This is a genomic window from Paenibacillus sp. cl6col (assembly GCF_900102125.1).
Classification (GTDB): Bacteria; Bacillota; Bacilli; order Paenibacillales; family Paenibacillaceae; genus Paenibacillus_B; species Paenibacillus_B suaedae.
The window spans coordinates 1-25,415 of the sequence record NZ_FNAZ01000019.1; the positions used below are offsets into that span (position 1 = coordinate 1).

Annotated in this window: 27 protein-coding genes; 12 read left to right on the forward strand and 15 right to left on the reverse strand. The window is 45.0% G+C overall.

Annotated elements, in window-relative coordinates; translation table 11 throughout:
* The first annotated feature begins 207 nt into the window (after positions 1 to 207).
* From BLS15_RS27630 to BLS15_RS27645, 4 genes are all read left to right on the forward strand, one after another.
* Positions 208 to 570, forward strand: a complete 363-nt coding sequence (locus BLS15_RS27630) for a hypothetical protein (protein ID WP_090514725.1) — start codon at positions 208 to 210, stop codon at positions 568 to 570.
* A gap of 224 nt (positions 571 to 794) precedes the next feature.
* Positions 795 to 1,376, forward strand: a complete 582-nt coding sequence (locus tag BLS15_RS27635) for an RNA polymerase sigma factor (RefSeq protein WP_090514730.1) — start codon at positions 795 to 797, stop codon at positions 1,374 to 1,376.
* A complete protein-coding gene (locus BLS15_RS27640; protein ID WP_090514734.1) occupies positions 1,342 to 3,039 on the forward strand; it encodes a DUF4179 domain-containing protein in 1,698 nt (565 codons plus the stop codon). The genes BLS15_RS27635 and BLS15_RS27640 overlap by 35 nt, the downstream gene beginning before the upstream one ends.
* A gap of 471 nt (positions 3,040 to 3,510) precedes the next feature.
* On the forward strand, positions 3,511 to 4,365 hold the full coding sequence (locus tag BLS15_RS27645) for a P-loop NTPase family protein (protein WP_090514738.1): 855 nt from the start codon (positions 3,511 to 3,513) through the stop codon (positions 4,363 to 4,365).
* A 109-nt stretch (positions 4,366 to 4,474) separates the two neighbouring features.
* Here the strand turns inward: BLS15_RS27645 and BLS15_RS27650 are convergent, their stop codons facing one another.
* The 3 genes from BLS15_RS27650 to BLS15_RS27660 form a co-directional block, all read right to left on the reverse strand.
* Complete coding sequence (locus tag BLS15_RS27650) at positions 4,475 to 5,098, reverse strand: hypothetical protein (RefSeq protein ID WP_090514741.1); 624 nt, start codon at positions 5,096 to 5,098, stop codon at positions 4,475 to 4,477.
* Between the two features lie 159 nt (positions 5,099 to 5,257).
* Complete coding sequence (locus BLS15_RS27655) at positions 5,258 to 6,559, reverse strand: sensor histidine kinase (RefSeq protein ID WP_090514745.1); 1,302 nt, start codon at positions 6,557 to 6,559, stop codon at positions 5,258 to 5,260.
* Complete coding sequence (locus BLS15_RS27660; RefSeq protein ID WP_021253734.1) at positions 6,556 to 7,266, reverse strand: LytR/AlgR family response regulator transcription factor; 711 nt, start codon at positions 7,264 to 7,266, stop codon at positions 6,556 to 6,558. Before BLS15_RS27660 ends, BLS15_RS27655 begins: the two co-directional genes overlap by 4 nt.
* A gap of 189 nt (positions 7,267 to 7,455) precedes the next feature.
* Between BLS15_RS27660 and BLS15_RS27665 the strand changes: the two genes are divergently transcribed.
* Both BLS15_RS27665 and BLS15_RS29185 read left to right on the forward strand, forming a co-directional pair.
* A complete protein-coding gene (locus BLS15_RS27665; RefSeq protein WP_028532556.1) occupies positions 7,456 to 8,847 on the forward strand; it encodes a TraB/GumN family protein in 1,392 nt (463 codons plus the stop codon).
* A 151-nt stretch (positions 8,848 to 8,998) separates the two neighbouring features.
* On the forward strand, positions 8,999 to 9,142 hold the full coding sequence (locus tag BLS15_RS29185; protein WP_155987276.1) for a hypothetical protein: 144 nt from the start codon (positions 8,999 to 9,001) through the stop codon (positions 9,140 to 9,142).
* Between the two features lie 194 nt (positions 9,143 to 9,336).
* On the opposite strand, the gene BLS15_RS27670 is transcribed toward BLS15_RS29185, so the two are convergent.
* Positions 9,337 to 9,789, reverse strand: coding sequence for a SpoIIAA family protein (locus BLS15_RS27670; protein ID WP_081819892.1), 453 nt, complete (start codon positions 9,787 to 9,789; stop codon positions 9,337 to 9,339).
* Positions 9,790 to 9,887: 98 nt separating this feature from the next.
* Positions 9,888 to 10,490, reverse strand: coding sequence for a TetR/AcrR family transcriptional regulator (locus tag BLS15_RS27675; protein ID WP_028532558.1), 603 nt, complete (start codon positions 10,488 to 10,490; stop codon positions 9,888 to 9,890).
* 208 nt (positions 10,491 to 10,698) lie between these two features.
* Between BLS15_RS27675 and BLS15_RS27680 the strand changes: the two genes are divergently transcribed.
* Positions 10,699 to 11,631: an alpha/beta hydrolase gene (locus tag BLS15_RS27680; RefSeq protein ID WP_254777418.1), complete on the forward strand. Its 933-nt coding sequence runs from the start codon at positions 10,699 to 10,701 to the stop codon at positions 11,629 to 11,631.
* Between the two features lie 192 nt (positions 11,632 to 11,823).
* Here BLS15_RS27680 and BLS15_RS27685 read toward each other — a convergent pair whose 3' ends face one another.
* The 5 genes from BLS15_RS27685 to BLS15_RS27705 all read right to left on the reverse strand — a co-directional run bounded on the left by BLS15_RS27685 (position 11,824) and on the right by BLS15_RS27705 (position 16,063).
* Positions 11,824 to 13,038, reverse strand: coding sequence for a M24 family metallopeptidase (locus BLS15_RS27685; protein WP_090514755.1), 1,215 nt, complete (start codon positions 13,036 to 13,038; stop codon positions 11,824 to 11,826).
* A 69-nt stretch (positions 13,039 to 13,107) separates the two neighbouring features.
* Positions 13,108 to 13,869, reverse strand: coding sequence for an amino acid ABC transporter ATP-binding protein (locus BLS15_RS27690; protein WP_028532561.1), 762 nt, complete (start codon positions 13,867 to 13,869; stop codon positions 13,108 to 13,110).
* A gap of 15 nt (positions 13,870 to 13,884) precedes the next feature.
* Positions 13,885 to 14,529, reverse strand: coding sequence for an amino acid ABC transporter permease (locus BLS15_RS27695; protein ID WP_021262238.1), 645 nt, complete (start codon positions 14,527 to 14,529; stop codon positions 13,885 to 13,887).
* Positions 14,530 to 14,552: 23 nt separating this feature from the next.
* Positions 14,553 to 15,377 (reverse strand): transporter substrate-binding domain-containing protein, encoded by an 825-nt coding sequence (locus BLS15_RS27700; RefSeq protein WP_021253726.1) that lies wholly within the window; start codon positions 15,375 to 15,377, stop codon positions 14,553 to 14,555.
* Between the two features lie 104 nt (positions 15,378 to 15,481).
* A complete protein-coding gene (locus BLS15_RS27705) occupies positions 15,482 to 16,063 on the reverse strand; it encodes a TetR/AcrR family transcriptional regulator (protein WP_036591022.1) in 582 nt (193 codons plus the stop codon).
* Between the two features lie 335 nt (positions 16,064 to 16,398).
* On the opposite strand from BLS15_RS27705, the gene BLS15_RS27710 reads away from it, so the two are divergent.
* On the forward strand, positions 16,399 to 16,806 hold the full coding sequence (locus tag BLS15_RS27710; RefSeq protein ID WP_090514759.1) for an NUDIX hydrolase: 408 nt from the start codon (positions 16,399 to 16,401) through the stop codon (positions 16,804 to 16,806).
* Positions 16,807 to 17,116: 310 nt separating this feature from the next.
* Here BLS15_RS27710 and hemH read toward each other — a convergent pair whose 3' ends face one another.
* Genes hemH through BLS15_RS27730 form a run of 4 tightly spaced genes read right to left on the reverse strand, consistent with a single transcriptional unit; the run spans position 17,117 to position 21,102 of the window.
* A complete protein-coding gene (hemH, locus tag BLS15_RS27715; RefSeq protein ID WP_090514762.1) occupies positions 17,117 to 18,115 on the reverse strand; it encodes a ferrochelatase in 999 nt (332 codons plus the stop codon).
* Complete coding sequence (locus BLS15_RS27720; RefSeq protein ID WP_090514764.1) at positions 18,115 to 19,140, reverse strand: ABC transporter substrate-binding protein; 1,026 nt, start codon at positions 19,138 to 19,140, stop codon at positions 18,115 to 18,117. The genes hemH and BLS15_RS27720 overlap by 1 nt, the downstream gene beginning before the upstream one ends.
* Positions 19,137 to 20,009 carry a heme ABC transporter ATP-binding protein gene (locus BLS15_RS27725; protein ID WP_090514767.1) on the reverse strand — a complete coding sequence of 291 codons (873 nt, stop codon included), beginning with the start codon at positions 20,007 to 20,009 and terminating at the stop codon, positions 19,137 to 19,139. Before BLS15_RS27725 ends, BLS15_RS27720 begins: the two co-directional genes overlap by 4 nt.
* Positions 20,010 to 20,013: 4 nt before the next feature.
* On the reverse strand, positions 20,014 to 21,102 hold the full coding sequence (locus tag BLS15_RS27730) for a FecCD family ABC transporter permease (protein ID WP_021253720.1): 1,089 nt from the start codon (positions 21,100 to 21,102) through the stop codon (positions 20,014 to 20,016).
* A 281-nt stretch (positions 21,103 to 21,383) separates the two neighbouring features.
* On the opposite strand from BLS15_RS27730, the gene BLS15_RS27735 reads away from it, so the two are divergent.
* From BLS15_RS27735 to BLS15_RS27745, 3 genes are all read left to right on the forward strand, one after another.
* A complete protein-coding gene (locus BLS15_RS27735; protein ID WP_231515116.1) occupies positions 21,384 to 21,956 on the forward strand; it encodes an AAA family ATPase in 573 nt (190 codons plus the stop codon).
* A 15-nt stretch (positions 21,957 to 21,971) separates the two neighbouring features.
* Entirely contained in the window at positions 21,972 to 22,625 is a 654-nt protein-coding gene (locus tag BLS15_RS27740) for an NUDIX hydrolase (RefSeq protein ID WP_090514770.1), read from the forward strand.
* A gap of 154 nt (positions 22,626 to 22,779) precedes the next feature.
* On the forward strand, positions 22,780 to 23,103 hold the full coding sequence (locus BLS15_RS27745; RefSeq protein ID WP_021253717.1) for an antibiotic biosynthesis monooxygenase family protein: 324 nt from the start codon (positions 22,780 to 22,782) through the stop codon (positions 23,101 to 23,103).
* A gap of 172 nt (positions 23,104 to 23,275) precedes the next feature.
* On the opposite strand, the gene BLS15_RS27750 is transcribed toward BLS15_RS27745, so the two are convergent.
* The gene (locus tag BLS15_RS27750; RefSeq protein ID WP_021253716.1) at positions 23,276 to 23,827 is read right to left on the reverse strand and encodes a GNAT family N-acetyltransferase; all 552 of its coding nucleotides are present in this window, start codon (positions 23,825 to 23,827) and stop codon (positions 23,276 to 23,278) included.
* A gap of 366 nt (positions 23,828 to 24,193) precedes the next feature.
* Between BLS15_RS27750 and BLS15_RS27755 the strand changes: the two genes are divergently transcribed.
* Entirely contained in the window at positions 24,194 to 25,411 is a 1,218-nt protein-coding gene (locus BLS15_RS27755; RefSeq protein ID WP_090514775.1) for an S-layer homology domain-containing protein, read from the forward strand.
* The last annotated feature ends 4 nt before the right edge of the window (positions 25,412 to 25,415 follow it).

Below are 25,415 nucleotides of genomic sequence, written 5' to 3' on the forward strand. Positions count from 1 at the left end.
TTATTGAGGCAATGACCTCGTGCACAACCCCATCGTACCGAGGCGCTCGTTTTTGTTCAACCACCCAATTATTCGTATTACAGGAATTCTAACGGAGAACGATAGTTGAATACAGACACGAAGGCAGCCGGTCATAATGATCGGATGCCTTTGTTTCACTAACGGACAGTTTACTTCGAAAAGGTATGAAGAAAGGACAATTCTAACATGGAACACGTATCAAATGTAGATAAGCAGGAATCAATAAAATCTTTGCAATCGACAATCAGTAAACTAGAGAATGCCTTGTCCCAGATGACTCAAAATGGTGCAAGTGCTACTCTAGTGAAGAAACGACTCAGAGCTATTTACATCGGCTTAGCTTTGCTAGAAAACGTTTGGAATCAAAGCCCCCATCATTATACCCAGGGAGATTTAGCAGAAGCTCGCAATGTTATTACTGGTTTATTTCCATCAATTGAAAACAGTTATGCTAAGTCAAAGACTGGTAGTCCCCAAAGAACACTCCTGGAAAGAAGAATTAAAGCGTTAGAACTAGCTGTTCAAGCGATTGACGAACTTTCTCACTAATAACTCGTAATATAAACGAAGCACCTCTAAGTTAACGGGACACGATAGCTTAATAAATAACTAAAACGTGGCTGCCGTGATGGATCGGCAGCCACGTTGCGCTAACCGGCAGGATAATGGTAATGGAATAATGAGGAATTACCTCGAATTTCAAATAGGTGAGAAAAACAGAACATAATACTCGTCTATATAGATGTACCAACTTTATGAGGAAGGAGAAAGTTATGAGCTGTAATCAGACAGATGATGATATCATCACCCTTATTCTTAATGGTAAGCCCGAACGGTTCGCTGATTTGGTCAACAAATACAAACAGAAAGTGTATGGGATCTTAGTCGGGATGGGCGCGACCCACGAGGATGCACAAGATACCGCCCAAGAGGCCTTCATGAAAGCATACCGTAATCTGGGGTCACATGAATCAGGCAAGAGCTTTGCCGCATGGCTATATACCATTGTTGTTCGCACATTCCAGGATAAATTTAAGCGTAAAGCATTGACCCTGATTGAACTGGATACAGATAATTTCATCGAAGTGGATACGCCTGAACATATCTACTTGAAAGCTGAGTCCAAAGCAGACATTCATCGCTTGATGTTGCAATTACCCGATATACAACGGTTGGTCTTATTATTGCGCTATACCGAAGAGCTTACTTATGAAGAAATGTGTGCAGTAACAGGATTGAACATGCATCAAGTCAAAAATGCATTGTACCGTGGCAAACAATCACTGAAACGCCGCATCGAGCAGAAAGGAGCGTATATATATGGGACAGAATTGCATCAATCAAGAACGTATTGAGGAGTTAATGATCCAGAAACAACTGGGTACCGTGATGAAACATATCGAAGGATGTATAGCATGTCGCCTTCGGTTGGAGGCATGTATTGAGGAAGGCCAGATGTTGAAGGACGCACTATTTCATGCACAACCTGACGAGGATTTCACCGCGCAGGTCATGGCTGGTATTCTCTCTACTGACAGCGCTTCTATAGAGGAGCAACAAATTTCAGAAGATGGTGAGAATTACAGGGGGTGGTTCCGTCGGAAGCTGCGTATTCGTTGGCCACTGGTTACTGCCGCAGGATTACTGCTGGTTCTCCTCTCCATGAGTTTCGCGCAGCCGACGATTGCGAATTGGATTAAATCTTTATTCAGCACGACGGATACTGTCGATGTAAGCTTGTTGCACTCGGAGAATTTAGGCATTCATCACTTTGCAAATATTAAGGTGAGTGACAAAGGATATACGCTTGAGATCAAGGAAGTTGTCGTCGATACGGCCCGAGCACTCATTGCGTATCGTCTAACCGACCCAAGTGGAAAAGTGGTCAACGATATGTTTGATAGGGACTTGATTGCATTTACGGATGCGAATGGGAAATCTTTAGGTGCGCGTGTGACAGGAAATGATTTTTTACCTGAGTTGAAAGATACAGGATATGTTAACTCTGGGTATCGTATTGCAAAAATAAGTTTTGTTAATACGCCTGAAACGGATACCATTCACATGAATGGAAAAATTGACCATATTGGCCATGCTTCGGACAAACCTAGATTCAATGATTTGTTGCATGGAGATTGGAGCTTTTCCATGGAGATTGACATAACGTTGGCGAGAAAGAAGATGCAAGTGATCCCACTGCACGACGCTAAATATACATCGCCAGATGGAACGCAGATTGAAGCTACGAAATTGATTTATCATGCCAGCGCATATCAAATCGAATTTCAAACCAAGATTTCTCTAGCGGCGGTACGTCCATCAGATCCCATTCATCTGAATGACTATCACCAGCTAGGTTTTTATTTAGAGGATCAACATGGAAATATGATTGGTAGAGTGAATTATGCGGCCAACGATAAGGATGAGGATTATCGCAGCAGCTTAGACAACGTGTACTGTCGTAATGACAACAAGGATTCGTCTGATTTAATCACCTGTATATATACGATGTATAACATTAGGGACAACGTGCCTGATCCGGCTCGAATCGTTGTGAAGAATTACAACCTTCCCGTACATTCTTCGGAATCGGTTACGGTCAATATGAAGCAATTATCATCACATCCCGTTATATGGAAGGCACACGGCGATGAACTTACAGTGATGAAAGTAGATGGATTTGAAGATTCGCGGCCTTATGTAAAGCTGGGCAAAGGGACTTCGTTGAAACTAATCGTATCTGGCGTATTTCGTAATAACTTTGAAGATGATCAATGGGTAGCAACGGATGAAACAGGTCAAGTCTATTCACTGTACATTAGTCATAGTGGTTCTAGCAATTACAAGAACGTTGAAGACGACCGTATGACACACACATTAGATAATTACTCTTTTGCTCTCGTTGATGGCATGCAGCATATACCGAAGCAGCTCACACTTACACGAAAAGTTACTGATAAATTATTTACCGGCTTGGAGTGGAGTATTCTGTTGCCTGCTCGCACACAAGAGGACTAGCTCACTGCTGTTAAGCCTTGTATAGCACTATAAAAACAGTTTAACTTTTTTTATATGACCTTGCATGGTTACGCTAACGGGTACGATAGTTGAATAACACACTTTATTGAGCAGGCGACGATAGTCTGCTCTTTTTGTTAAGCTAATGGGTAGGTTTGTATGAAAAGCCCCTACTTGTATTTATCTATGCGTAATGTTAATCTGAACAATAGAGATGCAAACAAAGGAGCATTAAACCTTATCATGTTGATTACTCTGTAAAGATTAACAATTCGAAAAGATGCCTGTAATAGTGCTACACTATGTTATTTGGCATGCTTTTCTTTAATCTTACAGGGTATGCAGGGAAAGGTATATCATAAACCCATTCTGCGGATACCTGATGGTATCCGCTTTTATTTTCGCGGGAAACCGCATCTCTATTGATTCTTACCTGCTTATCCTCCTAATAACGAATGGAGGAACTATATTATGAGATCGAAGTTAGTCTTGATTGAGGGGTTGCCAGGATCCGGGAAAACAACAACTGCTGAACTAGTTCATGAAATTCTTACGGAAATGAACATTAAATCTCAGCTGTTTTTAGAAGGAGATCTAGATCATCCTGCTGATTATGACGGAGTCGCCTTTTTTAAGAAAAATGAATTCGATGAATTATTGAGTACCCACGAACAGTTCAAAGATTTGTTGAGTAATCGTATGATTAAAGATGGTAACAATTACTTCCTAGAATATCGGAAAGTAAAAAACGAATACGATTCACGTTTTCCAGATGAATTGCTACATGCAGTATTCAAAAATGATGTGTATGAATTGTCACTAGATCTGAACAGGAAACTGATAACAGAGAAATGGAAGAAGTTTACGGAGAGTGTTTTGAATGGTACAGACACCTTTGTTTTTGATTGTTGTTTTATACAAAATCCTGTAACTATGGGGATGATTAAATATGCTGCAAAGAAGGAAGACGTTATAAGTTATGTCATAGAACTGGCAACAATTGTGGAGCAACTGAATCCATTGTTGATATACGTAGAACAGAACGATCTTGAACATTCTTTCAGAAAGGCTGTAAAAGAAAGACCTCAAGAATGGTCAGAGGGATTTATAGAATATTATACAAGCCAAGGGTATGGAAAAAAGCAGAGTTACAAAGGGTTAGAAGGAACTCTGCAAGTTCTTAAGGCAAGAAGGGAATTAGAAGAAGAAATATTTAATGGCTTACATATAGCTAAGAAAAAAGTGGACAACTCTTCCTATCATATTAACGATTATAAGCAAGTTTTAGTGGGGATTTTATCAGAATATTTTGACTCAACAAACTAACGAGAATCTATTACGCTAACGCAATGGAACAGCGACAGTCTAGGACTTTATTTATTTCGTCCGTAGCTGTCGCTGTTCCAATTTCTCAGGTCAGTCTAACAGCGTTCGTTTATTTATTGGCCGCCACTGCAACAGAGAGCAGATATTCTGCTACATTCGCAGGCACTTTAGAGTAGAACTTGCGGATGGTGGCAAGGGAAGGTAGAGGTTCCATTACCATATAGTATCCATCCTTATTCTTGTATAACGTGTTCCGGCTGGTTTCGTAAAGTTCCCCCGTATTTTTGCCAAACACGGTTTTCGTCTTTTCCGACCAAGTTACATAGACAAGCAAGTCCTTCGCATCTTCCGGGATGGAACGAAGGTATTTCCAACGCTCAATATGGAGGTTTTTTGTAAATGCGAAGATTTGCTTATTGTCTGTGATCGTATGCAATAGACTGCCATCGGTAATGGAGTGAACTTCTATTTTCTGTTTTTTTTGTGCCATACGATCCTTGACATCGTCCCATTCTATATTTTGCACATCTTCATCTTCCTCAATCTCTGTAGCGACTTCGTCCCAGACAGCGTTTTGTACGGTCTCATTCACGAAATTGGCTGTATCTTCTAATTCCTCAAGACCTTGGACACTTTCTACAATCTGGTTTGTTATTATGCCTGATGAACAACCGCCCAGAAGCAATGCTGCCGCCAGTCCGCCAATCAGGAGTATATTTTTCTTGTTACGCATCGTGATCCCCCGTTCCTTTTTTGCCAAACTAATAATCAATAACCTACAAACAAAATCGTTCGCACACAAAAGAGTGCTGCAACCATTCAGATTGTAGCACTCGATCCCTAAGAGATTATGCACTTGTAAAAAATCGACGGGGTTTTTGTCAAAATTGGGTTACCTGTCATACAAAGCAATCCGAACTAGGAAAGAATGGTTTGAGCTTTCTACATCCATGGTGCCAAGTTCATCCACGGCTTTCTTCACGTTCTTTAATCCTAATCCATGGAAAAACGGTTCGTTCTTCGTAGACACAGGCAATCCGTTGTCCCATTTCTGAATGGGGCTCGCTGAATTCTCAATGCGGATGAATAGCGTGTGGTTGATGTAGGACAGGTTGATGCGAACCCAACGCTCCCCACACTGTAATTCCCTGCACGCCTCTCTCGCATTATCCATCAGATTCCCAACGATAATGACGGCTTGTTCGAATGACAGCTTTAAGCCGGAAGGTACATGAATATCTGTCTCTACGGTGACTCCCTCGTGGAGCATTTCGGCGATTTTGATGTTCAATATGGAATCCAAGTATTGGTTCCCGGTTGAAATCACGGTTTCAATTTCTTTGAGCTGGCCGGATGCAGCGTTTAAAAAGCCAATGAGTTCGTTGTTGTTGTCCTGCTTTGCCGCCAGCTGCTCGGCAGATCTGATATAATTCCCCATATCATGATGCAGTGCCCGAACCTGCTGATGGGCGGCCTCTAGTTCCTTGTAATACCTATGCTGTAATTGCACCTGCTGTTCCAGCATGGTGTTCTCCCGTTCTGTATGCATTAGAGTAGAGAATTTATCAAAAACCACAAACAGCGAAAGGTTAATGAACAAAAATATGAGACTAATTGGAATTTCCACGGTCAGCGAGTAGGGATCCTCCCTCTTGGAAATATAATATTCCATAACGCCTAGTGCTGCCGTACTGGCTACGGTAATGGCCATAAGTAAAAGCCAAAGATGAAAAGGGATAGACCACTGTTTCCCTCTGTCCGTTTTTCGGATAAGTTCCAATAACAGATAAAAACCTACGTGACATAGAATAAGTGTTAGCCAAATGCTCTTATCTTCAATTGGTGTAACAATCAAATCGTATAATAGAATCCAGAAATAGGATACCGTTAAAAGTATCCCGATATATAACACCTTTTTTTGGCGATTCGGCGGATAGCATAGTAAAAAGAACATACTGCATAGTACGGTGATGGGTGGAAGCGCCGCAGGGCGGACGGGATTCAGAATCATTCGCAAACCGCATGTTATAGCCAGCATTGCAATAGCGGCTGCTGCATACAGCTTGATGTGATTGATCCGAGCCTCTCCAAACACTTTGTTAAAGAGACGCAGTATAAATAGAATCTCGATCATGCTAAGAACGACTTCAAGCCCAAAAATGATCGCATCGGTAGTTGTCTGAAAATAAGTCATGGATTGCCGCTTCTCCGTTCTATGAAGGACAGATGTGCTTGTTTCACCTCGTTCAGATAGCGCTTGCTGATCGGCAATTGCGCTTCGTTTTGCAAATGAATAGCCATTTTGTTAATGGAGCGGATGTACTCCATATTCACTAAGAATGAGGCGTGAATCCGGCAAAACAGATTCGTATCCAGCCCAGACAGGATGTCCGTGATTTTTCCGTAAAACTCATAGGTATCTCGATTGGTATGGATAATTACCCTTCTTCCTGCCCCTTCAAAATAAAGAATGTCACTGCAGCGAAGCTGGTATTTGTCATGCCCGATCTGAAAAAAGAATAGCTGCTTCGACACTTTGATGTGTTCCGCAGCGTCCAGCAAGATGGGGGACAACTTTTGAGCAGTTACAGGCTTTCTTAAAAAGCGAAACGGCAAAACTTCAAAAACTTCATATACATATTCTTTATGGTCTGTGATAAAGATAATGATCGCATTTCGATCCTGCTCCCGGATAACCGAAGCAATTTCAATTCCATTTTGGCCAGGCATTTCAATATCAAGCAGATAAATATGATAATGTGACCCAGCCTGCAAGCATCTTAGCAAGTCAGCGCCACTATAATACACATCGCTGGAGAATTCCATTCCGGACATGTTTGAAAGTAGTTCCTCAATATCATTTGCAACATTTATATCGTTATCACATATCGCTATATTCATTACAGCCACTCCATTAAAAACCAGATAGCTTGATTCTATATTATTTTTAGGAAGCCTACAATTTTGTTACATAAAGATATTTAATATTTTGTTTACAATCTCCTAGGATTTTATTGCCTTCCGATAGGTTAAGCGCTATAATCGGTAGGGTTTGTAGATATACATATATGCTATAAAGGGGGAATCTTGGTGAAGACTAGCAAATGGGATAAGATCAAACGTAGTCTGGCCAGCGGTCTAGTTGCTTCAGTTGCAATGCTCGGATTTGTCATTCCGGCACAGGCGAATCAAGCGCCGGTCGAAGCTCCGCAAGTAAGTTCTTGGTCGATCAGCGTTCTGAATGAGGGAGAAAAGTACGGAATATTCCCACTGACGTGGTACACAGACGGTAGTTTCCAACAGCCGATCACAACAGACAAGTTCCAAGCACTCTTGAAGGCAACTTCTGCGAAGCTGGATGCACTGGAATTAAAGAAAAAGAATACGTTCACAGTACCGGCAACCGAGAAAGTCATTACGAGAGAATCGGTAATCAATGCAGTATACGGGGTATTGGATCAATACGAATTGCCTGAATCCATTCAAATTGGAACGGATGAGCCAATTGCTTTCTTCCAGAAGAAAGGGATTGTTAACGGAACGGGCAAAGGCCTTGACCTAGACAAGCCAAGTACGGTAGAGCAAGCGGTTGTGATGGCAAGCCGTCTTGTAGAGTACACGTATGATGCTGTTGACGGTGGAGCGAAGGGGCTTCTCTGGAAGGCAACGAAAGGTCAAAATACACTTTACTTGCTCGGATCGATTCATGTCGGCACTACTGAAATGTATCCGATGAAGAAGAGTGTGCGGGATGCTTTCAAGCAGGCAGATTCGTTGTGGGTTGAAGTTAATTTGCTAGGCAACAAAGATATGGACTACTTCACACAATCGATGGCGTATGCAGACGGTACAACATTGAAGGATCATGTCTCGAAGGAAACCTATGCGAAGCTGCAACAGGTATTGGAGCAAATGCAGCTGCCGAAGGATGTCTTTGACGGCTTCAAGCCATGGGCCGTATCGAATAGCCTTACGCTTGCTGGCATGACTGGGGCCGCAGAAGAGATGGCGCAAGCTGCTGCGCTTGGCATTGATTCCTACTTCACCAATTCGGCAGTGCTTACTGGCAAGCCAATTCATGAGCTGGAAGGCTTAAAGTTCCAAGCTGATGTCTTCAGTAAGGTTCCAGCTGCGACGCAAGAGAAGGAATTGAATGATGCAATGGATCAAATGTTGACACCAACAGGCAAGCCGGATAAGTCCATGGAGCTGTTACAATCTTGGCAGAAGCTGTGGGTGAAGGCGGACCTGGATCAGTTCACGAAATCCTTCATTAGCACGGAAGAGATGACACAAACGGATTCGGCAAAGCGCTTGTTTGGCGAACGCGACAAGAACATGGCGAAGAAGCTGATGGAGCTGTTGGATAAAGAAGGCTCCTCGACGCACTTTGTCGTTGTAGGTGCAGGCCATTACGTGATCCAAGATATGGTCGTTGATCAGTTGAAGGCGAACGGGTATCAAGTAGAATTCGTGAAATAGAATAGTGGAATAGAGAGGCTGATCCTCATGTCACTGACTGGTGGTGAGGATAGGCCTCTTTTTCTTAGGCTCTTTTCTGAAATATTGTTGCTATTAGAGAGCCTGCGAAATAATAGACCCAGAACATTCGTTTGTAGAGAGCTGACTCACAATGAATTGGCAATCTGTATACGGCGATTTTAGAGATTTAACAAAGTCTGAGCAACATTCATTATTTCAGGCTATTAGAGATACGTTATTTTCAGAGGCAAAAGCTGATATTGCTAATATGGTTGGAGCAATATACACTGCCTAAAATTGCAGAAGAAATAGAAATCCATACCTATCACTAGCGGTTAAAGAAATGGATGGAACGCTTTAATGGTGTGGTTACGAAGTATATAGACAACTAATGGTGTTGGGAGCTTGTAAGCAAGTGATTTTTATGACAACGGCAACATTACAGGCATAAAAAACCAGTTGATTGAGACAACTGGTTCAATAAAGGTTTTATATTGGATATTCATTCAACCAAATTAATGCTTGTTCATAATCATCAAAAAATTTTACGGATTCTTTTGTATTGGATTGTTGTAAATAATTCATTATCTCCCCTTCTTCAAGGAGAAACGCAATTGCCTTACTGTGATTCAAAATGGTTTCATTGAAGAACTTATCTTTCCATGCTTTTTGAACAGAAAAATGATCTGGCGTGTATCCTTTTCTATCCACCAACAATTTGTATTTCCGACCCTCGGAAATGAATTGCTGACAAACCTGCTCAAAACCATTAAACCATTCATAAACATCATCTGTTTTAATCTTGCCAATTAGATGGGTAACAATTAAATCCCCTGAAACTGTAGTGCTGATATTCTGTTTGCTCAACTTGGAATCCTCTCCCTTAGTTACAATTATGCGTAAAAATCTCACAAAATCAATAAGGATAAAATTCTTACGCAATAAAGCAACATTATTTACGAAAAGAGCCTTATCTTAAGAGATATCGTTCCCCTGATAGAATCATTATCGTGAATATTCAATTCGTATTCATCTCTAATTTAATTCGCTTGATTGATGCACAATGACTGAAGATGCTCATTCAGAATTCGCTCAACACGCTCGACTTGCAAGCGCTGCGGATGAAGGATGAGGTGAAGGGCGAGCCCATCAAGTAGCGCATATAATTTCTCAATTTCAATCTCATAGTCGAGATCTGGCTTGGCCAACTTCTTCTCCTGCAGTAGGTCTATCACGTATTTGGTAACATAATAAATCCCATCGTTCAACTCATTGCTTAAGTGCTGAAGCTCGGTATGCGTGAGCGTTTTGGAGGTGAAGGACAGCCATGCTTCCATTTCGGTTCTTCGGTCTTCGTCGATAGGCAGGAACTGCATCAGAAGCTGAAGCAGGCTGGGAAGTATTCGATCATCGAGCACAAGCGTGGATAACCGTTCCTCCACCTGCTCGCGAAAAATATTCATACAAAAGGCAAATAGCTCAACTTGTGAAGAAAAATAATGACGCAAGGAACCAACGGACAATCCTGCTTCTATCGCGACCGTTCGAACGGTTGCATGATCAAGCCCCTCGCGTTGAATGACGCGAATGGCCGCTTCGGCAACCAGTCTTTTTCGTTTTTCATGATCAACTATTTTTGGCATGCCCCTATTATACACACTTTACCGTTTTTATACAGCATGCTATACTCCTTTTTAATACAATGTACTAAATAAATAGAGAAGGAAGGGATACGGCATGCCGAGCGAGCTCATAAGCAACACGACCAAAGGGAAGGCACGTTGGAAAAAAGGGTTATTGTTTTCTTTTTTGTTCCTCATCATTCTGATTGGTTCAGGATTTGTGTATGAAATGATTGCTTCGAAGCTCGGAGAGCAAGCCTTCCCTATGCAGGGCAAGCTTATTCAGATTGACTCTGGCAATTACCAGCTTCATCTGCAGCGTACTGGCGAGAGCCGGAAAGGTGTTCCTATCATCATTATGGAAGCAGGAAGCGGGGAGACGAGTTTATCTTGGGGGGACATTCCCGCACAGCTTGCCCCATTTGCCACTGTTGTGACGTATGATCGTGCAGGTTATGCCTGGAGTACGAAGGCACGTACGGAACGAACAGGAGAACATATTGTGAAGGAACTGCATGAAGCACTCGACAAAGAGGGAATTAAGGGGCCTTACATCCTAGTTGGGCATTCCTTAGGCGGTATGTATGCGCGATTATTTGCTCAGACCTATCGGGAAGAAGTGACCGGGTTAGTGTTAATTGACGCTAGAACAGAGGATTACATGCGGGAAACAGCATCAATCTATGCGCAGGAAACCAATCAAGAAAGGCCATCCGCTTTCTTACTTGGACTTATGAAGAGCTCAGGCGTGCTGCGCCTGTTCCAAGATTCCTTGCTGGAAGGGCTGGTTGCAAAGGAAAAGCGTTCGCAGTTCATCAATGTGATTGCGAAGCCAAGCTATTTCGATGCTGTTGAGGAGGAAGTGAAGCTGCTTGGGAGCACGGAAGATGCGATTCGTGGACAGAAGCTGGGAGATATACCGGTAAGAGTGATTCCACGAGGGATTCCACACCCTTTCTCAAATGCAGGCATTTCAGAACAAAGCGCGAAGAAGCTTGAGGAAATCTGGCAGGCAGGCCAGCGGAGAATGCTGGACATTTCAACGAACAGCAAGCTGATTGTGGCTATGAAGAGCGGGCATATGGTCATCAATGATGAACCACAGCTGGTGGCGGACGTTACGAGGGAAGTTATGGCATTGACCACCGCCACAAAAAACTAAGGATCACATGCTACATGCAACGTCACCATACGCTACAAAAGATGGGGCAATTATGATTAATCGATCAATTGGTGTTGATATGTAGGGATATATTGCAGAGATATAAAAAGGTCAGGATACAGCGGATTGCTGCGTTCCTGACCTTGATTGGTATGCAGCCAAGCTGCTGGTATCAGATGCTGGGCCTGAGAATTACAGAGCTATCAGATCCCGGGATAATGTGTTCAGCCGCTCGATTCCGTTCTCTATAATGAGCACCATATCCTCGATCATGATTGAGCCGATGCCATAGCCATAGTAAGGGGTCTCCAAGCAAATCACCATGCCTGGCTGGAATATCGTGTTCTCGGACGGGCTTAGAAATGGTGCTTCTTCAGCTGCCAAGCTAAGACCTGCACTGTGGCCTAAATGACCTCGATTGTAGGTAGGCAGACCAGATTGTCGGATAATAGACATGGCATCGTTGAATGCATGCTTCATCGGCATACCAGGTTCGATGATCTTCAATAGATGATCATGTCCAGTTCGCAGCGCGTTGTAGATTCGCTTTACTGTATCGGATGGTTCGCCGAGCACGAAGGTACGGGCGATGTCCGAACCGTAGCCGCCAACATCTACACCAACATCGAACTTTATAACGTCACCAGCTTGGCCGGGTCTTGTATCAAAAATATGTGCAGGTGCGAAATGGTCACCCACAGATATCATATGGAAGCGGGAAGGGGAGCCGTTCGCATGAGTCAGCAGCGCGAGCCGGAACGCATCCGCGATCTCAGCTGCTGAGCTGCCGATGTGAATGCCCTTGCTCGCTTCTGTGATGCCAATCTCGGCATATGCACAGCTCTGGCGGAGCTGTTCAACCTCCCATGGAGTCTTGAGCATACGCAGTTCAGTGAAGATCGCGCTGGCTTCCGTCAGTTCGACATTCGGCAGAGCTTCTTGCAGTGCTTGTGCAGCTGTGTATTTCATGGAGCCCAGTTCAACTGCAATCTTGCCTGTACTTATTCCGTAGTCAGCGAGCACGTGTTGGAGCAAGCCGAACATCTCCTGAACTTGATGATTGACGGGGCGTCTTCCTTCATACTTATCACCCCGCAAGCCAAGTGGATCATCGACATCGACCCAGGTCGGGTATGTTCGCTGCTCGCATTGTGGAAGGTCATTCGGAACGCCAGCCGCCTCGAACTCATTCATAATAATGACCGTCTGGCGCGATGGATCGCGGAACATAACGGCCAATGCGACTTCACTCATGCGCAGCGTATACATAAATGTGCTGGGGTGGCCCGACAAGTAATAGAAATTTTCGCAGCCGCTTGCCACAATCGCTTCTATTTTCTCTCTTTCCATAATGGAACGAGCCCGTTCCGCGACATTGGCCAGATGCGCTGCTTTGTCGAACTTCATGCTGTACACTCCCTTTGCAGAATTCGTATCTTATCGTAACGACCAGATCATTCCGAGCTTCTGTTCGTCTTATGAGATCGTGTCTGGTTCACTGGCGAGCTGACGCAAGAACTTGCGGGCACGCTCCGTCTTAGGCTGATCGAAAAATTGCTCAGGAGTTCCTTCCTCCTGAATAACACCGTCGCTCATGAAGATGACGCGATTCGCAACTTCTCTGGCGAATTTCATCTCATGTGTCACGATGATCATGGTCATGCCTTCTGCTGCCAGCTTCTTCATCACCGCCAGCACTTCACCTGTTAGTTCGGGATCAAGTGCAGAAGTCGGTTCATCGAAGAGCATAATTTGCGGCTGCATCGCGAGTGCGCGAGCAATGGCGACACGCTGCTGCTGACCCCCAGACAGGCGAGATGGATACTCTTCCTTTTTGTGGAGGAGGCCTACTTTTTCAAGAAGTGTCTCCCCAATATTTGCGGCGTCAGCCTTACTCATCTTCTTCACAATGGTTGGAGCCATCGTGACGTTTTCCAACACGGTCATATGAGGGAATAGGTTGAACGACTGAAATACCATTCCGGTTAATGTACGAATACGCTGTACGGCTTTCTTCTTGGAAGAGGCGTCCAGCGCAGCATTCCATACCGCATCACCGATCTGTATGGATCCGGAATCAGGAGTTTCTAAGCCATTCAAGCAGCGCAGCAGCGTGCTCTTGCCAGATCCGCTGGGCCCGACGAGTACGACGATTTCACCAGAACGGACTTGCAGATCAATATCTTGGAACACGACCAGTTCGCCGAAGCTTTTTCCTAGTTTTTTTACCTCAATCATGATGATCTCACGTCCTTAGTAGGCTTTCGACAAGCGAGCTTCGATTCGGTTCAGAATCGCGGAGAAGCTCAGGCTCATTACCCAATACATAATGGCAATCGCGATGAAAAATGGCATCGCCACGTAATACTGCGCAATCAACAATTGCGCGGTGCGCAGCAGCTCGGTTACCGTCACGATCGATACGAGCGAGGTCTCCTTCAGCATGCCGATGAACGTATTGCCCATTGGGGGAATCGCTACACGTGCAGCCTGCGGCAGCACAACCCGCCACATCGTCTGCCACGGCGTCAACCCAAGGGATTGGGCAGCCTCTGTCTGTCCGCTGGATACAGCAAGAATGGCACCGCGGAACGTCTCGGACAAGTAAGCACTGATGTTGATACTAAGTGAAATAAAGGCCGCGTTGAGCGGCCCGAGTGTGATCCCGAAGTCGGGTAGTCCATAGTAGATAATGAAGATTTGCACCAATACAGGCGTTCCGCGAATGATGGACACATATATTCTTGCGACATTGCGGACGAACTTATTTCCCTTTAAGCGAGCTACGGCGACAACCAATCCGATGAGGAGTCCAAAGAACATGGATACGATCGTAATCAGCAGTGTGTAATAAGCGCCTTTTAATAGAAAGTCTAGGTTTTGAATAACGAGTTCCATCTCTTGCACCTTCCCGGACTGGCTTAAATGTTAGGTTCTACATCAAACCATTTTTTGAAGATTTCTTTGAATGTACCGTCTGCTTTCATTTCTTCTAGTGCTTTATTAATGGCAGCTAACAGCTCTGGGTTATCTTTACGAATCGCGATACCTGCTACATCCTCTTTAATTGGCTCTCCAACTGCCTTCACGTCGAAATGATTTTTGTCAATCAGCGGCTTGAGTGCAAATACATTGTTAATCGTCGCATCAATACGGCCAACATTCAAATCCTGCAAGGATGTAATGACATCGTTGTATGTGGCAATTTCAAAGTTTCCAACCTTAGGCATAGCTACATCACGCAAGTACTTCTCGTCATTGGTTCCAAGTCCGACACCAATCTTCTTGTCTTTGAAGTCTTCGAGCTTCTGAATGGACGTATTGTCACTCTTGACGATGACATTTACCGCATTTTTCACATACGGAGTAGAGAAGTCCATCTTCTGCTTGCGATCATCCGTAATGGTTACTTGGCTGACCAGTGCATCGTATTTATCTTTTTGCAATCCTTCGATCAGACCCGAGAATTCACCAGTAATGAACTCAACTTCCACACCAATATGCTTAGCGACTGCCTTGGCGATATCGGCATCGAAGCCATCGACCTCGCGCTTGTCATTGATGAAGTTATATGGGGCGTAGGTACCCATAAGCCCGACTCTAATTTTTCCGGATTGCTTGATGTGTTCCAGCGCATTAGTGGAACCCGCATTGGATGATGACTTGCTTCCGCATCCGACAAGCGCGACCGCAAGAACGGTTAGCAGAGTAGTGGCTTTCAGAAATTTTTTTAATTGGACTGACATCGTTGTTGCCTCCTTTTAAATGTAGAGATCTCCCTTGCACGAAGTGCCAGAATACGTTCTCTATTTCGTACTGAACCTGTCTATGAAAATGGCCAAGAGCCAAGTTATCCGAGCAGCCCTCGAAATTCGAATTTGGCAGTAGCTTCAGCGATTTGTGCTGGTGAGTAGCCGGACTGATAATCGACCTCATGCATGGGCCCGAAGAGCCATTTGGACAATACCCCAGTAATTAAGCAGACGAGAATATTGGCGCGCAGCGATAAATCATTCGTGTTCGGCAGCATGCCGAGCTCGGTCGCCCGTTGTATATTGTGCTTGAATGCTTCTTCGAAAGCGATCCAAGTCTGTGAGACTGCCTCTCGTACTGCAGGATCAGCGCCTTGCCCCTTCATGAGAAGCAGTGCCATTAAGTTCCGGTTCTGATCAGCGAACGTGAATAGTTCGGTCAGCAGTCGTGCGGATGAGCTCACCATATCATCTATCGTACCGCTATGCTTGCGATAGCCTTGAGCGATGACGTTGGTTAGTTTCTCCTTACCATCGTGAATTAACTCTAAGATGATCTGTTCCTTGCTATGAAAATACCAATAGAACGTTCCTTGTGACACACCAGCGGTCTTCACCACATCCGAAATCTTCGTACAATGGTATCCTTTGCTTGCGAAGAGATAGAGTGCGGCGTTCATGAGCTGCTGACGTCTATCTTGTTCTTGATTTGGTACGATAGGCAGCTTAGGCAGTTTGCATCGCCCTCTCTTCTTAACTGATTCGTCAGTCAAGTTTAATTCCGATGCGATTACTATACTTTTGAATGGGCTTTGTGTCAAGGATTAAATCAAATTGGAATAGTCGGAAAATGAAAAAATCACGGTGAGACAGAGAATATCGCAGGAATTGACTTTATTAATCCAAGTTGGATAATAGTGTATGTGGAGCAATTATAACTTGATATATAGGAAATTGCGGCCTGGAATCCCAGTTAAATAGGATCGCAGCTGAACATGGAAAGGAAGCGAATGAGATGAACCCACCGAAGCATATCGTATCCGCAGCAGCAATTATTGTGAATGAAAATAATGAGATCTTGTTAATTAGAGGCCCTCGAAGAGGGTGGGAGATGCCGGGTGGTCAAGTGGAAGAAGGAGAATCACTAGCGCAAGCGGCCATTCGCGAGACGAAGGAAGAAGCGGGAGTCGATATTGAAATTGTTCGCTTCTGTGGAATTTATCAAAACGTTTCTGGTGGAATTTGCAATACGTTATTTCTTGCCAAGCAGGTAGGCGGTGAAATGACAACGACGGAAGAAGCATTAGAAGTTGGCTATTTTTCAGTTCAGGATGCTTTGAATATGGTTACGTGGAAAAACTTCCGCGAGCGGATTGAAAAATGCTTGGATTCTACCCAGCAGCCTTTTTATGTGGAGTTTTAATTCTGTACTTAGATCGAGGATGTGTTGGCATATCGGCTAACGAAAATCATGGTTATGAATCGTAACAGGTATGCCTCATATAAAGCATGCAGTAAAAAAGAGGCCGAGAATGTAGGTGCCCGGCCTAAATCGATTGGTATTATTGATGATCATACGCAGCTCATGTACGGAGCGATCTGCATTTCCGCTCATGCAACCTCACCGCACATTTGTTGGCTTCACAGCACACATGCATGTTCTCCTGACTGAAAGGGATAGTGACTCAATGAGAGGTGGAAGAGGCTATCCCACTGAGAACATGCTTCGTGCTTCAGGAATGTGCTGCCTTCAACTCAAAATGGGCAGCTGCGATGTTGGATAAAAAGTCCATAAAATCATAGGCATCATTCAGATATTCAGTGCAAACGAACTGCATCCCGCACTGCTCTGCCGTTTGCTTGGCTTCCTGGCCAATGTCGTAATAGACCTCGACATTTTCGGTAAGCGAGGTCAGCTCGCAAATGACGACAGCTTCTTCCTTATCGGAAGCTGCTCCTAGAATAACCTCATTAATATCGGGCCCAAGCCAGCGTTGGGGGGCGGGCATGCCGCTGCGATAAGAAATATCCCATTTCCCGATATTGGCCTGCTCCGCGATCAATCCGGCAACATGCTTGTAGGACGCAATAAAGTCACCATGCGCGGAGGGAAGACCAGGCTTGCTGTGCACCGTAAAGATGACCCGTGTCGTCGGCAGCATCGAGGAAGGCATCCAGACGTAAGCGTCGTGCAATCTGCGCGCCATTAGCTGAATGAAGTCAGGGTGCGCTTGCCATTCAGAAATGACCGTCAATTTCATATCGCTGTTGGCTGCAGCGATTGCCTTCTTGGCATCTTGAACATAGCTTCCTGTTCCTGACGCTGTGAAGAAGGGCGTAGCATGCAGCACGGCGAGCTCCGTGATGCCGTCTCTGATCGCTTGCTGGATGGCATCGGCTACAAAAGGATGCGAATGCTTGCAGCCGATGTAGACAGGAATGACTTCACCGAACTTGGCCTCTACTAGCTGTGTAATTGCCTCGGACTGACGCTTCGTTACCGTATACAGTGGATCACATGTACCCGTATCGCTGTACCGAATAACGCCTTGCACGATGGCTTCCGAAGGAGAGCCGTGTCCGCGCAAAATATGATGGTACATGGCAGGTACATCATCAATGCTGGCACAAGCGCTGTAGGAAGCAAGAAGGATGGCACGGTGCGGCGTGTCCATCATTTCTGGCGGAAGCCGTGTGAGCTGTGAATGCCCGTTTGTTAGGAATTCGCTCATTAATTCGCTGCGTCTCCTTTCCATAAATCTGGGTGAAGCCATGCGGACATTTCCAGTAATCCATCTACCGTATAACGGTTCGGCGCAAGCAGATCCTTCGCCTTCATCGTCGTAATGCGGTTATTTTTGACCGCGTCCAGTGTGTTCCACGCCGCTTGAGATTTCAAATCCTTCAGCCATTCATCTCCCGAACCATCCCAATCTCCAAGCACGATATAGTCCGGATTCATGTTAATCACATCCTCAATTGATGCTTTTGTCGATTTCTTAATCCCGAGTGCTTCGGCAGCGGGCTTAGCTCCGGCGAGACGGATCATATCGTAAGAAATGTTCCCTGGTCCCATGATGTAGGGGCCAGTATTCGGGCCGACAGGCGATAGCACGAGAACAGACGGCTTGCTTGCAAGTGTTGCATTTCGCTTAGCGGCATCGTCCAGCTTGCCCTGAATTTCCTTGGCAACTTCCTCTGCTTTTTCGACAGCTCCAACAGCCTCGCCAATTGTGCGGAAGTTCGCAATCAATTGCTCGAATGTTCCCCATTGCTCGAACGTGACAACCTTGACGCCTGCTTGGCTGAGCAATTGCTCGGCATCGTTTTCGCTATTATGGATTTTCGTGATGAGGACAACGTCTGGATGAAATGCCAAAATTCCTTCGGGATCCAATCCAGTCGCACCGCCGACTTGACCGGACACCTGCTTGCCCTTCTCCTCGTTGACAGCCAAATAAGGATTTGCCATGTTCTTCGGTACGGCAACGACTTGCTCCGGAGGAACGATTTCAAGTACGGCATCTGCAGTGTCGAGAGAAACCGCAGCAACCTTCGGTGCAGCCTCTATCTTCCCATTGTCAGAGGATGCGGCGGCCTTAGAACTGGTCGTGGTTGAAATGGTGCTGGACGATTTCTCGCTATCGGATTGTGAATTGCTGGTGCAGGCTGTCAACCCGACAGCGGCAACAAGCGCGATCAGGCTCATACAGAGCATGCGAAAAGTGGTTTTTCGCCGAGTTTGTACGTTTCTCATTGTGTAATTCCTCCAAGATGTTCTTTTTCGTAATGGGTATACCATTTCTGCTCTTCTGCTTCATGTTCAAATGCAATGACTGACAGGCCTTCCGTTCCTGGTTCTTGGCGAATGACGGCATGAACGCCATACACATCATAAAGTGCATCTGCTGAGAGCACCTCTTCCGGTTGGCCGAATGCTTCGATGCGCCCGTCATGCAGAAGCAGAAGACGATCGCAGTAACGAGAAGCTAGCGACAGGTCATGCAGTGAAGCGACCACAGCATATCCTTTGTCAGCGAGCTGGCGAAGCAGCGCAAGCGTGCGAAGCTGGTGACGAATGTCGAGTGCGGAGATAGGCTCATCCAGAAGGAGAATTTGCGGCTCCTGTGCAAGCGCCTTGGCGATGAAGGCAAGCTGGCGTTGTCCGCCTGAACAGGCATGAATGTAGCGCTCGCGCAGGTGATTAACGCCGCATTGCTCCATCGCCCGTTCGACCTGCTGTGCATCTGAACTTGTTAATCTGCCGAACAAGCGGCTATAAGGGTGGCGTCCCATCGCGACGATTTGCTCAATCGTGAAGTCTGCATCAAGCGAGCAATCCTGCGGTACATAGCCGATCATTTGCGCTCGTTCCTTCGTGGAGTATGCCTTGAAGGGCTTTCCTTCAAGTGTCAGTGAGCCTTGAGCAGGCTTCAGAAGTCCACAAAGCATGCGAAGCAATGTAGATTTTCCGCTGCCGTTCGGTCCAATAATGCCAAGGAAGGAACCTGACTGCAGCTTCATGGACAGATTGTCGATGATTGTTCGCCCATCAATCGAATAGGTCAATTGCTTGGCTTCAAGCAGTCCAGGAATGCTCAAAGATGTCTTCCGCCTTGTCTTCATGTCATTAACCCTCCTTCCGTTTGCGCAGCAGCATCATCATGAACAGTGGAGCTCCGATGCAAGCGCAGACGACGCCGATCTGCAATGTGATCGGCTGCAGCACCATGCGCGAGGCTAAATCGGCCAGAACGAGGAACGATGCCCCGAATAGTGCGCTGAACGGCAGCAGCAGGCGATGATCCGAGCCGACAATTAGGCGAACGAGATGCGGAATAACCAAACCGACAAAACCGATAATTCCGCTTACCGACACGGCTGTACCGGTCAAGAACGAAGCGAGCAGTAAAATCGTATAGCGGGTGATTTGCACAGGGACACCGGAAGCCTGTGCATGCTCGTCACCGAGCAGCAGCAAATTCAATGAACGGCTAAATAGCGCCAACAGAACGCCTCCGATAAGAATCGGCAGAGCGATAATATGTACATGCTCCCATGTTCGCGCCTCGAGTCCACCCTGCAGCCAGAACACGATACTGCGCAGCTGCTGTTCATGCGGCGCGCTGGCAATGATCACATTAATGACCGCCGACAGTAGCGCGTTCATGCCAATTCCGAGCAATAGTAGAGTGGTTACATTCGGTTTCCCACTAGCCCGCCATATGGCCAGGATGAGTACAACGGATATAAGTGCACCTGCGAAGGCAGACAAGGGAAGCGCGAATGCCGAATGACGAACAAGCCCTAATGCGATGCACAAGACAGCTCCGGCGGCTGCGCCTGACGACACTCCCAAGTATCCGGGCTCGACGAGCGGATTGCGGAACACTCCCTGCATTGCTGCGCCCGCGATGGACAAGCCGGCTCCGACTAATGAACCTACGATGACACGAGGCAGTCGGATATCCAAAATGATGGTAAGATTCCGCTCTGCAATCTGAATGTGCTCCAGCCAGCCTGTTGCATGAAGCATGGCTGCAAACGTCTCTTTCAACGGTATAGACACAGGTCCGACCGCACTGCCGATGAGTATGGATAACAGCAGAACTGCCAAGCCTGTGGCTGCTAGAACTGAAATCCGGAGGAGTTGGGAGGCCTGCCGGGGACGAAATCGGGAATCTCGCCCTTTATATTTCAGTTCACTCGTGGTGTTCATGGACGACCTCCTTTCCTTGTTGCAAAAATGTTAGCTAAATATAAATAAGTTGCATTAAGTAAACTTTTATTAATATAGCGTAGACTGTGATCGTCGTCAATCCGGAATGTGGGCCTATTTATCGGATGGGAGCGTTTCATCAAAAAATTGTTCCTCAGGTCTATCATGAATGGAGGACTTGCGGTGCTCTGTTTTAGAAAGCCTGCTTTTTCATGGTTGAATATGGTACATTGAATGAATATAGGTAGATGCAACATCAAGCAATATAGTCAGGAGGATGAATGATGAACGTTGAGATCTGCGAACCCCATACACCGAGCCTATTTGTAATTACGGGCATTATGGCGTCAGGCAAGTCCACCATCGCGCAATTGTTGGCGGAACGCTTTGCGAAAGGTGTTCATGTGCGTGGTGACATATTCCGTCGCATGATCGTCAATGGCCGCGAGGAAATGTCACCCGATGCTTCAGAGGAAGCGATGAAGCAGTTAAACCTTCGTTATCGCCTGGCTGCAGGAACTGCGGATGCATATGTGGAAGCCGGATTTACGACAGTGATCCAAGATGTCGTCATCGGTGATGTCCTGCAATGGTTCATTCAGAATTTTCAGACTCGTCCTCTCTACCTCGTTGTACTCTGCCCACGGCCTGATATTGTAGCGGAACGTGAAGCGTCGCGAGGCAAGCAAGGGTATGGGCTATGGACTGTTCAGGATTTAGACGATGGCCTTCGTCAGGGCACGCCTCGAATCGGCATGTGGCTGGACAGCTCAGACATGACACCGGAAGAAACCGTCGATGAAATCATGCGTAGAGCGTGGACTGAAGCGAAAATCGATACAGACTATAGATAACTGGAGGATCCACGAATGGTTGCCCACAAAGTTGCAAAAGAATATCTCGATACCTTTACAAGCGAAATGGATTACACGGGTATCAAGTCACGGGATGAAGTGCATGCCAAGGGATTGTGGCATCAAACGTTTCATTGCTGGTTATGGAAAGTAGAGAACGGGGAACTAATCTTGCTGTTCCAACGCCGGCATCCTCAGAAGCTAGATTATGCGGGTCTTCTGGACATAACGGCTGCTGGTCATCTAGAAGCAGGGGAATCGCCAATGGACGGCATTCGGGAGTTAAGAGAGGAGCTAGGACTCGAGATTGAGTTCGCCCAGCTTACGTACAGTGGTGTTATACCAAGCAGTATTGAACAGGAACATATAATAGATAATGAATTTTGTCATGTGTTCCTTCATGAATATAAAGGAGATATTTCCGATTTTCGAATGCAGGAAGATGAAGTGGTATCCATAGTCATGCTGGAAGCAGAACAATTCCGCAAGCTGATTGCAGGTGAGGCACAGCAAATTACTGGCGAGGAATTCGTGCCATCGAGTGGAGAGAGCGGGATCAAGGTAGACTTAACGATACAGGACTTTGTCCCTTCCAGAGCAGGTTATTATGAGTATGTACTCGAACAAATTGCAAGCCTAGCTAATCAAGAAGTTAATCAGCAGAATTAGACGAAAATAGCTCGAAATCTCCATTTTCCATCAGGAAATATTCCATGGATTTCACATGCACTTTTTTTGTAATATAGGGAGAATGGGAACTTTTTCAAGGGTAGGAACGAGGATCATTCTATGGAATCATCATGCGATGAAGGGAGATAGAGATATGTTTATCGAGACGAAAACCATCCAAGTGAAGGAAGGGACTTCACAGCTCGTGGTCGACAGGTTCAGCGGAGAGGGAGTCATTGAGAAATCCGAGGGCTTTATTGACTTGAGCATTTGCGTCAAGAAGGTAAGCAGAGGAGATGAAGAAGTCGTCATTCTCATTCGCTGGGAATCTGAAGAAGCGTGGAAGAAATGGGAGACAAGCGAGGCACATATTGAAGGCCACAGACAGAGCCGCGGCAAGCCGAAACCAGAGCATATTCTGGGATCGCAACACGCTGTGTACGAAGTTAAGGGCATCAAGACTTTTGTAGAAGCATAGATTCTGAGGGCAGCCTAATAGTTATCAAGACCTAACTTATAAAAATCCATAAAAAATAAAGGAGAAAACATATTAGACATATATGATATGCGTTCTCCTTTTTATACCATCAAAGCCCCCTTTTCTAGAATTCATTTAACTCATATTAGCTGGTATTTGTTGAATACACTCCTTACATAAGGTTAAGGTCTCCTTTTAAGATTGAGTACATATATAAATCATCAAATTTACCACAAGTATATTCATAATGTCTTAGCAACCCCTCTCTTATAAACCCTTGCTTCTCTACCAATTTTTGCGACGGGAGATTTGCTGGTTCTATTAAAGCCTCAATTCTTTCCAACTGATAGTGACGGTACCCAAATTTAATAACTGCTTCTAATGCTTCACTAGCTATTCCTTTCCCCCAGTAATCTTTGCTTAACTCAAATCCAACTTCAGCTCGATGATGTTTGGTAACCCGATTAAGAAAGCCACAACTTCCTATAACTTTTCCAAAATCTTTTAATGTAATTCCCCATCTAATGCCAGTGCCTTCTTCGATAATAGAGTTATACCAATTAATTTCATCACAAACATCTGTAACGGTTTGGAAAGGTGCTAACCCTATATGTTTCACAACCTCTTTATCAGATAAATAGGTAAACATATCATTAGCATCCTCTGTTGATACTTCTCTTAAAATTAACCTTTCCGTTTCAATTATCGGAAATTCTTGTTTCATTCATTTTCCTACTCTCTATTAAGATTAGATTATTTTACATACTCTTTTTATAAAACGGCACCCTTTCACTTAATAACAATTATTTCAAAATTCCATGATTTAAGCAATCGAAAGGCCACTCTTATACGTAATCGAGTAAAATATTTCCTCTAACCCTCGTCAAAATGTTCCGAAAATCAAGATAATTTGGTATAATTACCCTATAAATTCAGGACTTGTGTCCGATATCAAATATTAGGGTGATGATCCTATTCGGTGCGAACCGTATCACTATTATCGGAGTGAAGGAGGCGCATAAAAGAGATACGAGTATTTACATGAGGAACACAAGAAATGGAATTTGAAATTATGGATTAGGAGGATAACATGAAAAAGTCATTGTTAATAGGAACGGCAGCCCTATTGCTTATATCCGCGCATGCTTCCATACATCCCATCACAGTGAATGCAACTCCACAAGTAGACAAACCTACTATCACCTCAAGCGGTAATGATAATAGTTCAAATCGTGCAACAACGCCGAAGGTTTTGGACATTTCCGGACACTGGGCAGAACACAGTATTATTCAAGCGATCAATAAGGGGTATGTGGAAGGTTATCCTGATGGCAATTTTCTTCCTAATAAGAATGTATCTCGCGCGGAATTCGTAAAGATGACCATCTCTGCTCTGGGACTTGAAGTACAGGAATCGAATGGGAAATGGTATGAGTCCTATGTACATGCAGCTGAAGCAGCCGGGATATATAAGGCTGGTGACTTGGAAGATACGAATTGGACCCAAACGTTGACGCGTGAAGAAATGTCGAAGATGGCAGTGAGAGCATTGGACATAGATCAAGTAGAGGATAAGCAATGGATGTACCTCGCAACGAAAAATGGCATTATGTCCGGTACGGCGCCGGGAGAATTAACACCTAAGGGGAGCACAACGCGAGCACAAGCGATTACCGTTATTGAACGATTGCTGTCCGCAAAGAAAGGCAACAAATTAGCCGTTGATAAATATGCTGTCGCGGCAGCCGAGATGTACTGGCACAAAACGAATATTTTCACGGTCGCTGAAGAGATTTTTAATTCTCCGGAGAATGATAAGTATACGAATGTGAAGATGGGAATTCGTTCTTGGAACATAAATAAATTAACTGTGTCATCACCAGATAAATCCGTAATTGGGCAAGTAAATAGTTTAACGGCGATTGATTGGAACGATCCGAAGGATCCAAATCGAAGGTTACTTCCAAGTAAAGATAAGTTAATGCTACAGATAGGAGGTAAACAAGTAAAATTTACTGATAATATGAAAGTTTATGTACTAGTATGGGACTCTGAAATGGTGGTAAATAAAAAACCAAAGTCATATCCAATGAATCGACTCAACTTAATAGTCCATGGGTATTCAGGTAACCGTAATGGAATTGATCGCGGAACTCCATTCTTTGATTCCAAAAGAGAGCTTTATGGCCTCGTAATTCCAAAAGAAAATTATTCAACGTCAGGCGAGCTTCGTATCTCAATCGAAACTATTTCTCTTGGTGCCCCTCTATATGCTAGTAGGCTTTCGACATCGATCCTTACAAGGTAGGGGG

Bases quoted from the DNA above. Each gene is read 5' to 3' on its own strand.
- BLS15_RS27630 (WP_090514725.1), top strand. From the start codon at position 208: ATGGAACACGTATCAAATGTAGATAAGCAGGAATCAATAAAATCTTTG.
- BLS15_RS27635 (WP_090514730.1), top strand. From the start codon at position 795: ATGAGCTGTAATCAGACAGATGATGATATCATCACCCTTATTCTTAAT.
- BLS15_RS27640 (WP_090514734.1), top strand. From the start codon at position 1,342: ATGGGACAGAATTGCATCAATCAAGAACGTATTGAGGAGTTAATGATC.
- BLS15_RS27645 (WP_090514738.1), top strand. From the start codon at position 3,511: ATGAGATCGAAGTTAGTCTTGATTGAGGGGTTGCCAGGATCCGGGAAA.
- BLS15_RS27650 (WP_090514741.1), bottom strand. From the start codon at position 5,098: ATGCGTAACAAGAAAAATATACTCCTGATTGGCGGACTGGCGGCAGCA.
- BLS15_RS27655 (WP_090514745.1), bottom strand. From the start codon at position 6,559: ATGACTTATTTTCAGACAACTACCGATGCGATCATTTTTGGGCTTGAA.
- BLS15_RS27660 (WP_021253734.1), bottom strand. From the start codon at position 7,266: ATGAATATAGCGATATGTGATAACGATATAAATGTTGCAAATGATATT.
- BLS15_RS29185 (WP_155987276.1), top strand. From the start codon at position 8,999: ATGAATTGGCAATCTGTATACGGCGATTTTAGAGATTTAACAAAGTCT.
- BLS15_RS27675 (WP_028532558.1), bottom strand. From the start codon at position 10,490: ATGCCAAAAATAGTTGATCATGAAAAACGAAAAAGACTGGTTGCCGAA.
- BLS15_RS27680 (WP_254777418.1), top strand. From the start codon at position 10,699: ATGATTGCTTCGAAGCTCGGAGAGCAAGCCTTCCCTATGCAGGGCAAG.
- BLS15_RS27685 (WP_090514755.1), bottom strand. From the start codon at position 13,038: ATGAAGTTCGACAAAGCAGCGCATCTGGCCAATGTCGCGGAACGGGCT.
- BLS15_RS27690 (WP_028532561.1), bottom strand. From the start codon at position 13,869: ATGATTGAGGTAAAAAAACTAGGAAAAAGCTTCGGCGAACTGGTCGTG.
- BLS15_RS27695 (WP_021262238.1), bottom strand. From the start codon at position 14,529: ATGGAACTCGTTATTCAAAACCTAGACTTTCTATTAAAAGGCGCTTAT.
- BLS15_RS27700 (WP_021253726.1), bottom strand. From the start codon at position 15,377: ATGTCAGTCCAATTAAAAAAATTTCTGAAAGCCACTACTCTGCTAACC.
- BLS15_RS27705 (WP_036591022.1), bottom strand. From the start codon at position 16,063: ATGAACGCCGCACTCTATCTCTTCGCAAGCAAAGGATACCATTGTACG.
- BLS15_RS27710 (WP_090514759.1), top strand. From the start codon at position 16,399: ATGAACCCACCGAAGCATATCGTATCCGCAGCAGCAATTATTGTGAAT.
- hemH (WP_090514762.1), bottom strand. From the start codon at position 18,115: ATGAGCGAATTCCTAACAAACGGGCATTCACAGCTCACACGGCTTCCG.
- BLS15_RS27720 (WP_090514764.1), bottom strand. From the start codon at position 19,140: ATGAGAAACGTACAAACTCGGCGAAAAACCACTTTTCGCATGCTCTGT.
- BLS15_RS27725 (WP_090514767.1), bottom strand. From the start codon at position 20,009: ATGAAGACAAGGCGGAAGACATCTTTGAGCATTCCTGGACTGCTTGAA.
- BLS15_RS27730 (WP_021253720.1), bottom strand. From the start codon at position 21,102: ATGAACACCACGAGTGAACTGAAATATAAAGGGCGAGATTCCCGATTT.
- BLS15_RS27735 (WP_231515116.1), top strand. From the start codon at position 21,384: ATGATGAACGTTGAGATCTGCGAACCCCATACACCGAGCCTATTTGTA.
- BLS15_RS27740 (WP_090514770.1), top strand. From the start codon at position 21,972: ATGGTTGCCCACAAAGTTGCAAAAGAATATCTCGATACCTTTACAAGC.
- BLS15_RS27745 (WP_021253717.1), top strand. From the start codon at position 22,780: ATGTTTATCGAGACGAAAACCATCCAAGTGAAGGAAGGGACTTCACAG.
- BLS15_RS27750 (WP_021253716.1), bottom strand. From the start codon at position 23,827: ATGAAACAAGAATTTCCGATAATTGAAACGGAAAGGTTAATTTTAAGA.
- BLS15_RS27755 (WP_090514775.1), top strand. From the start codon at position 24,194: ATGAAAAAGTCATTGTTAATAGGAACGGCAGCCCTATTGCTTATATCC.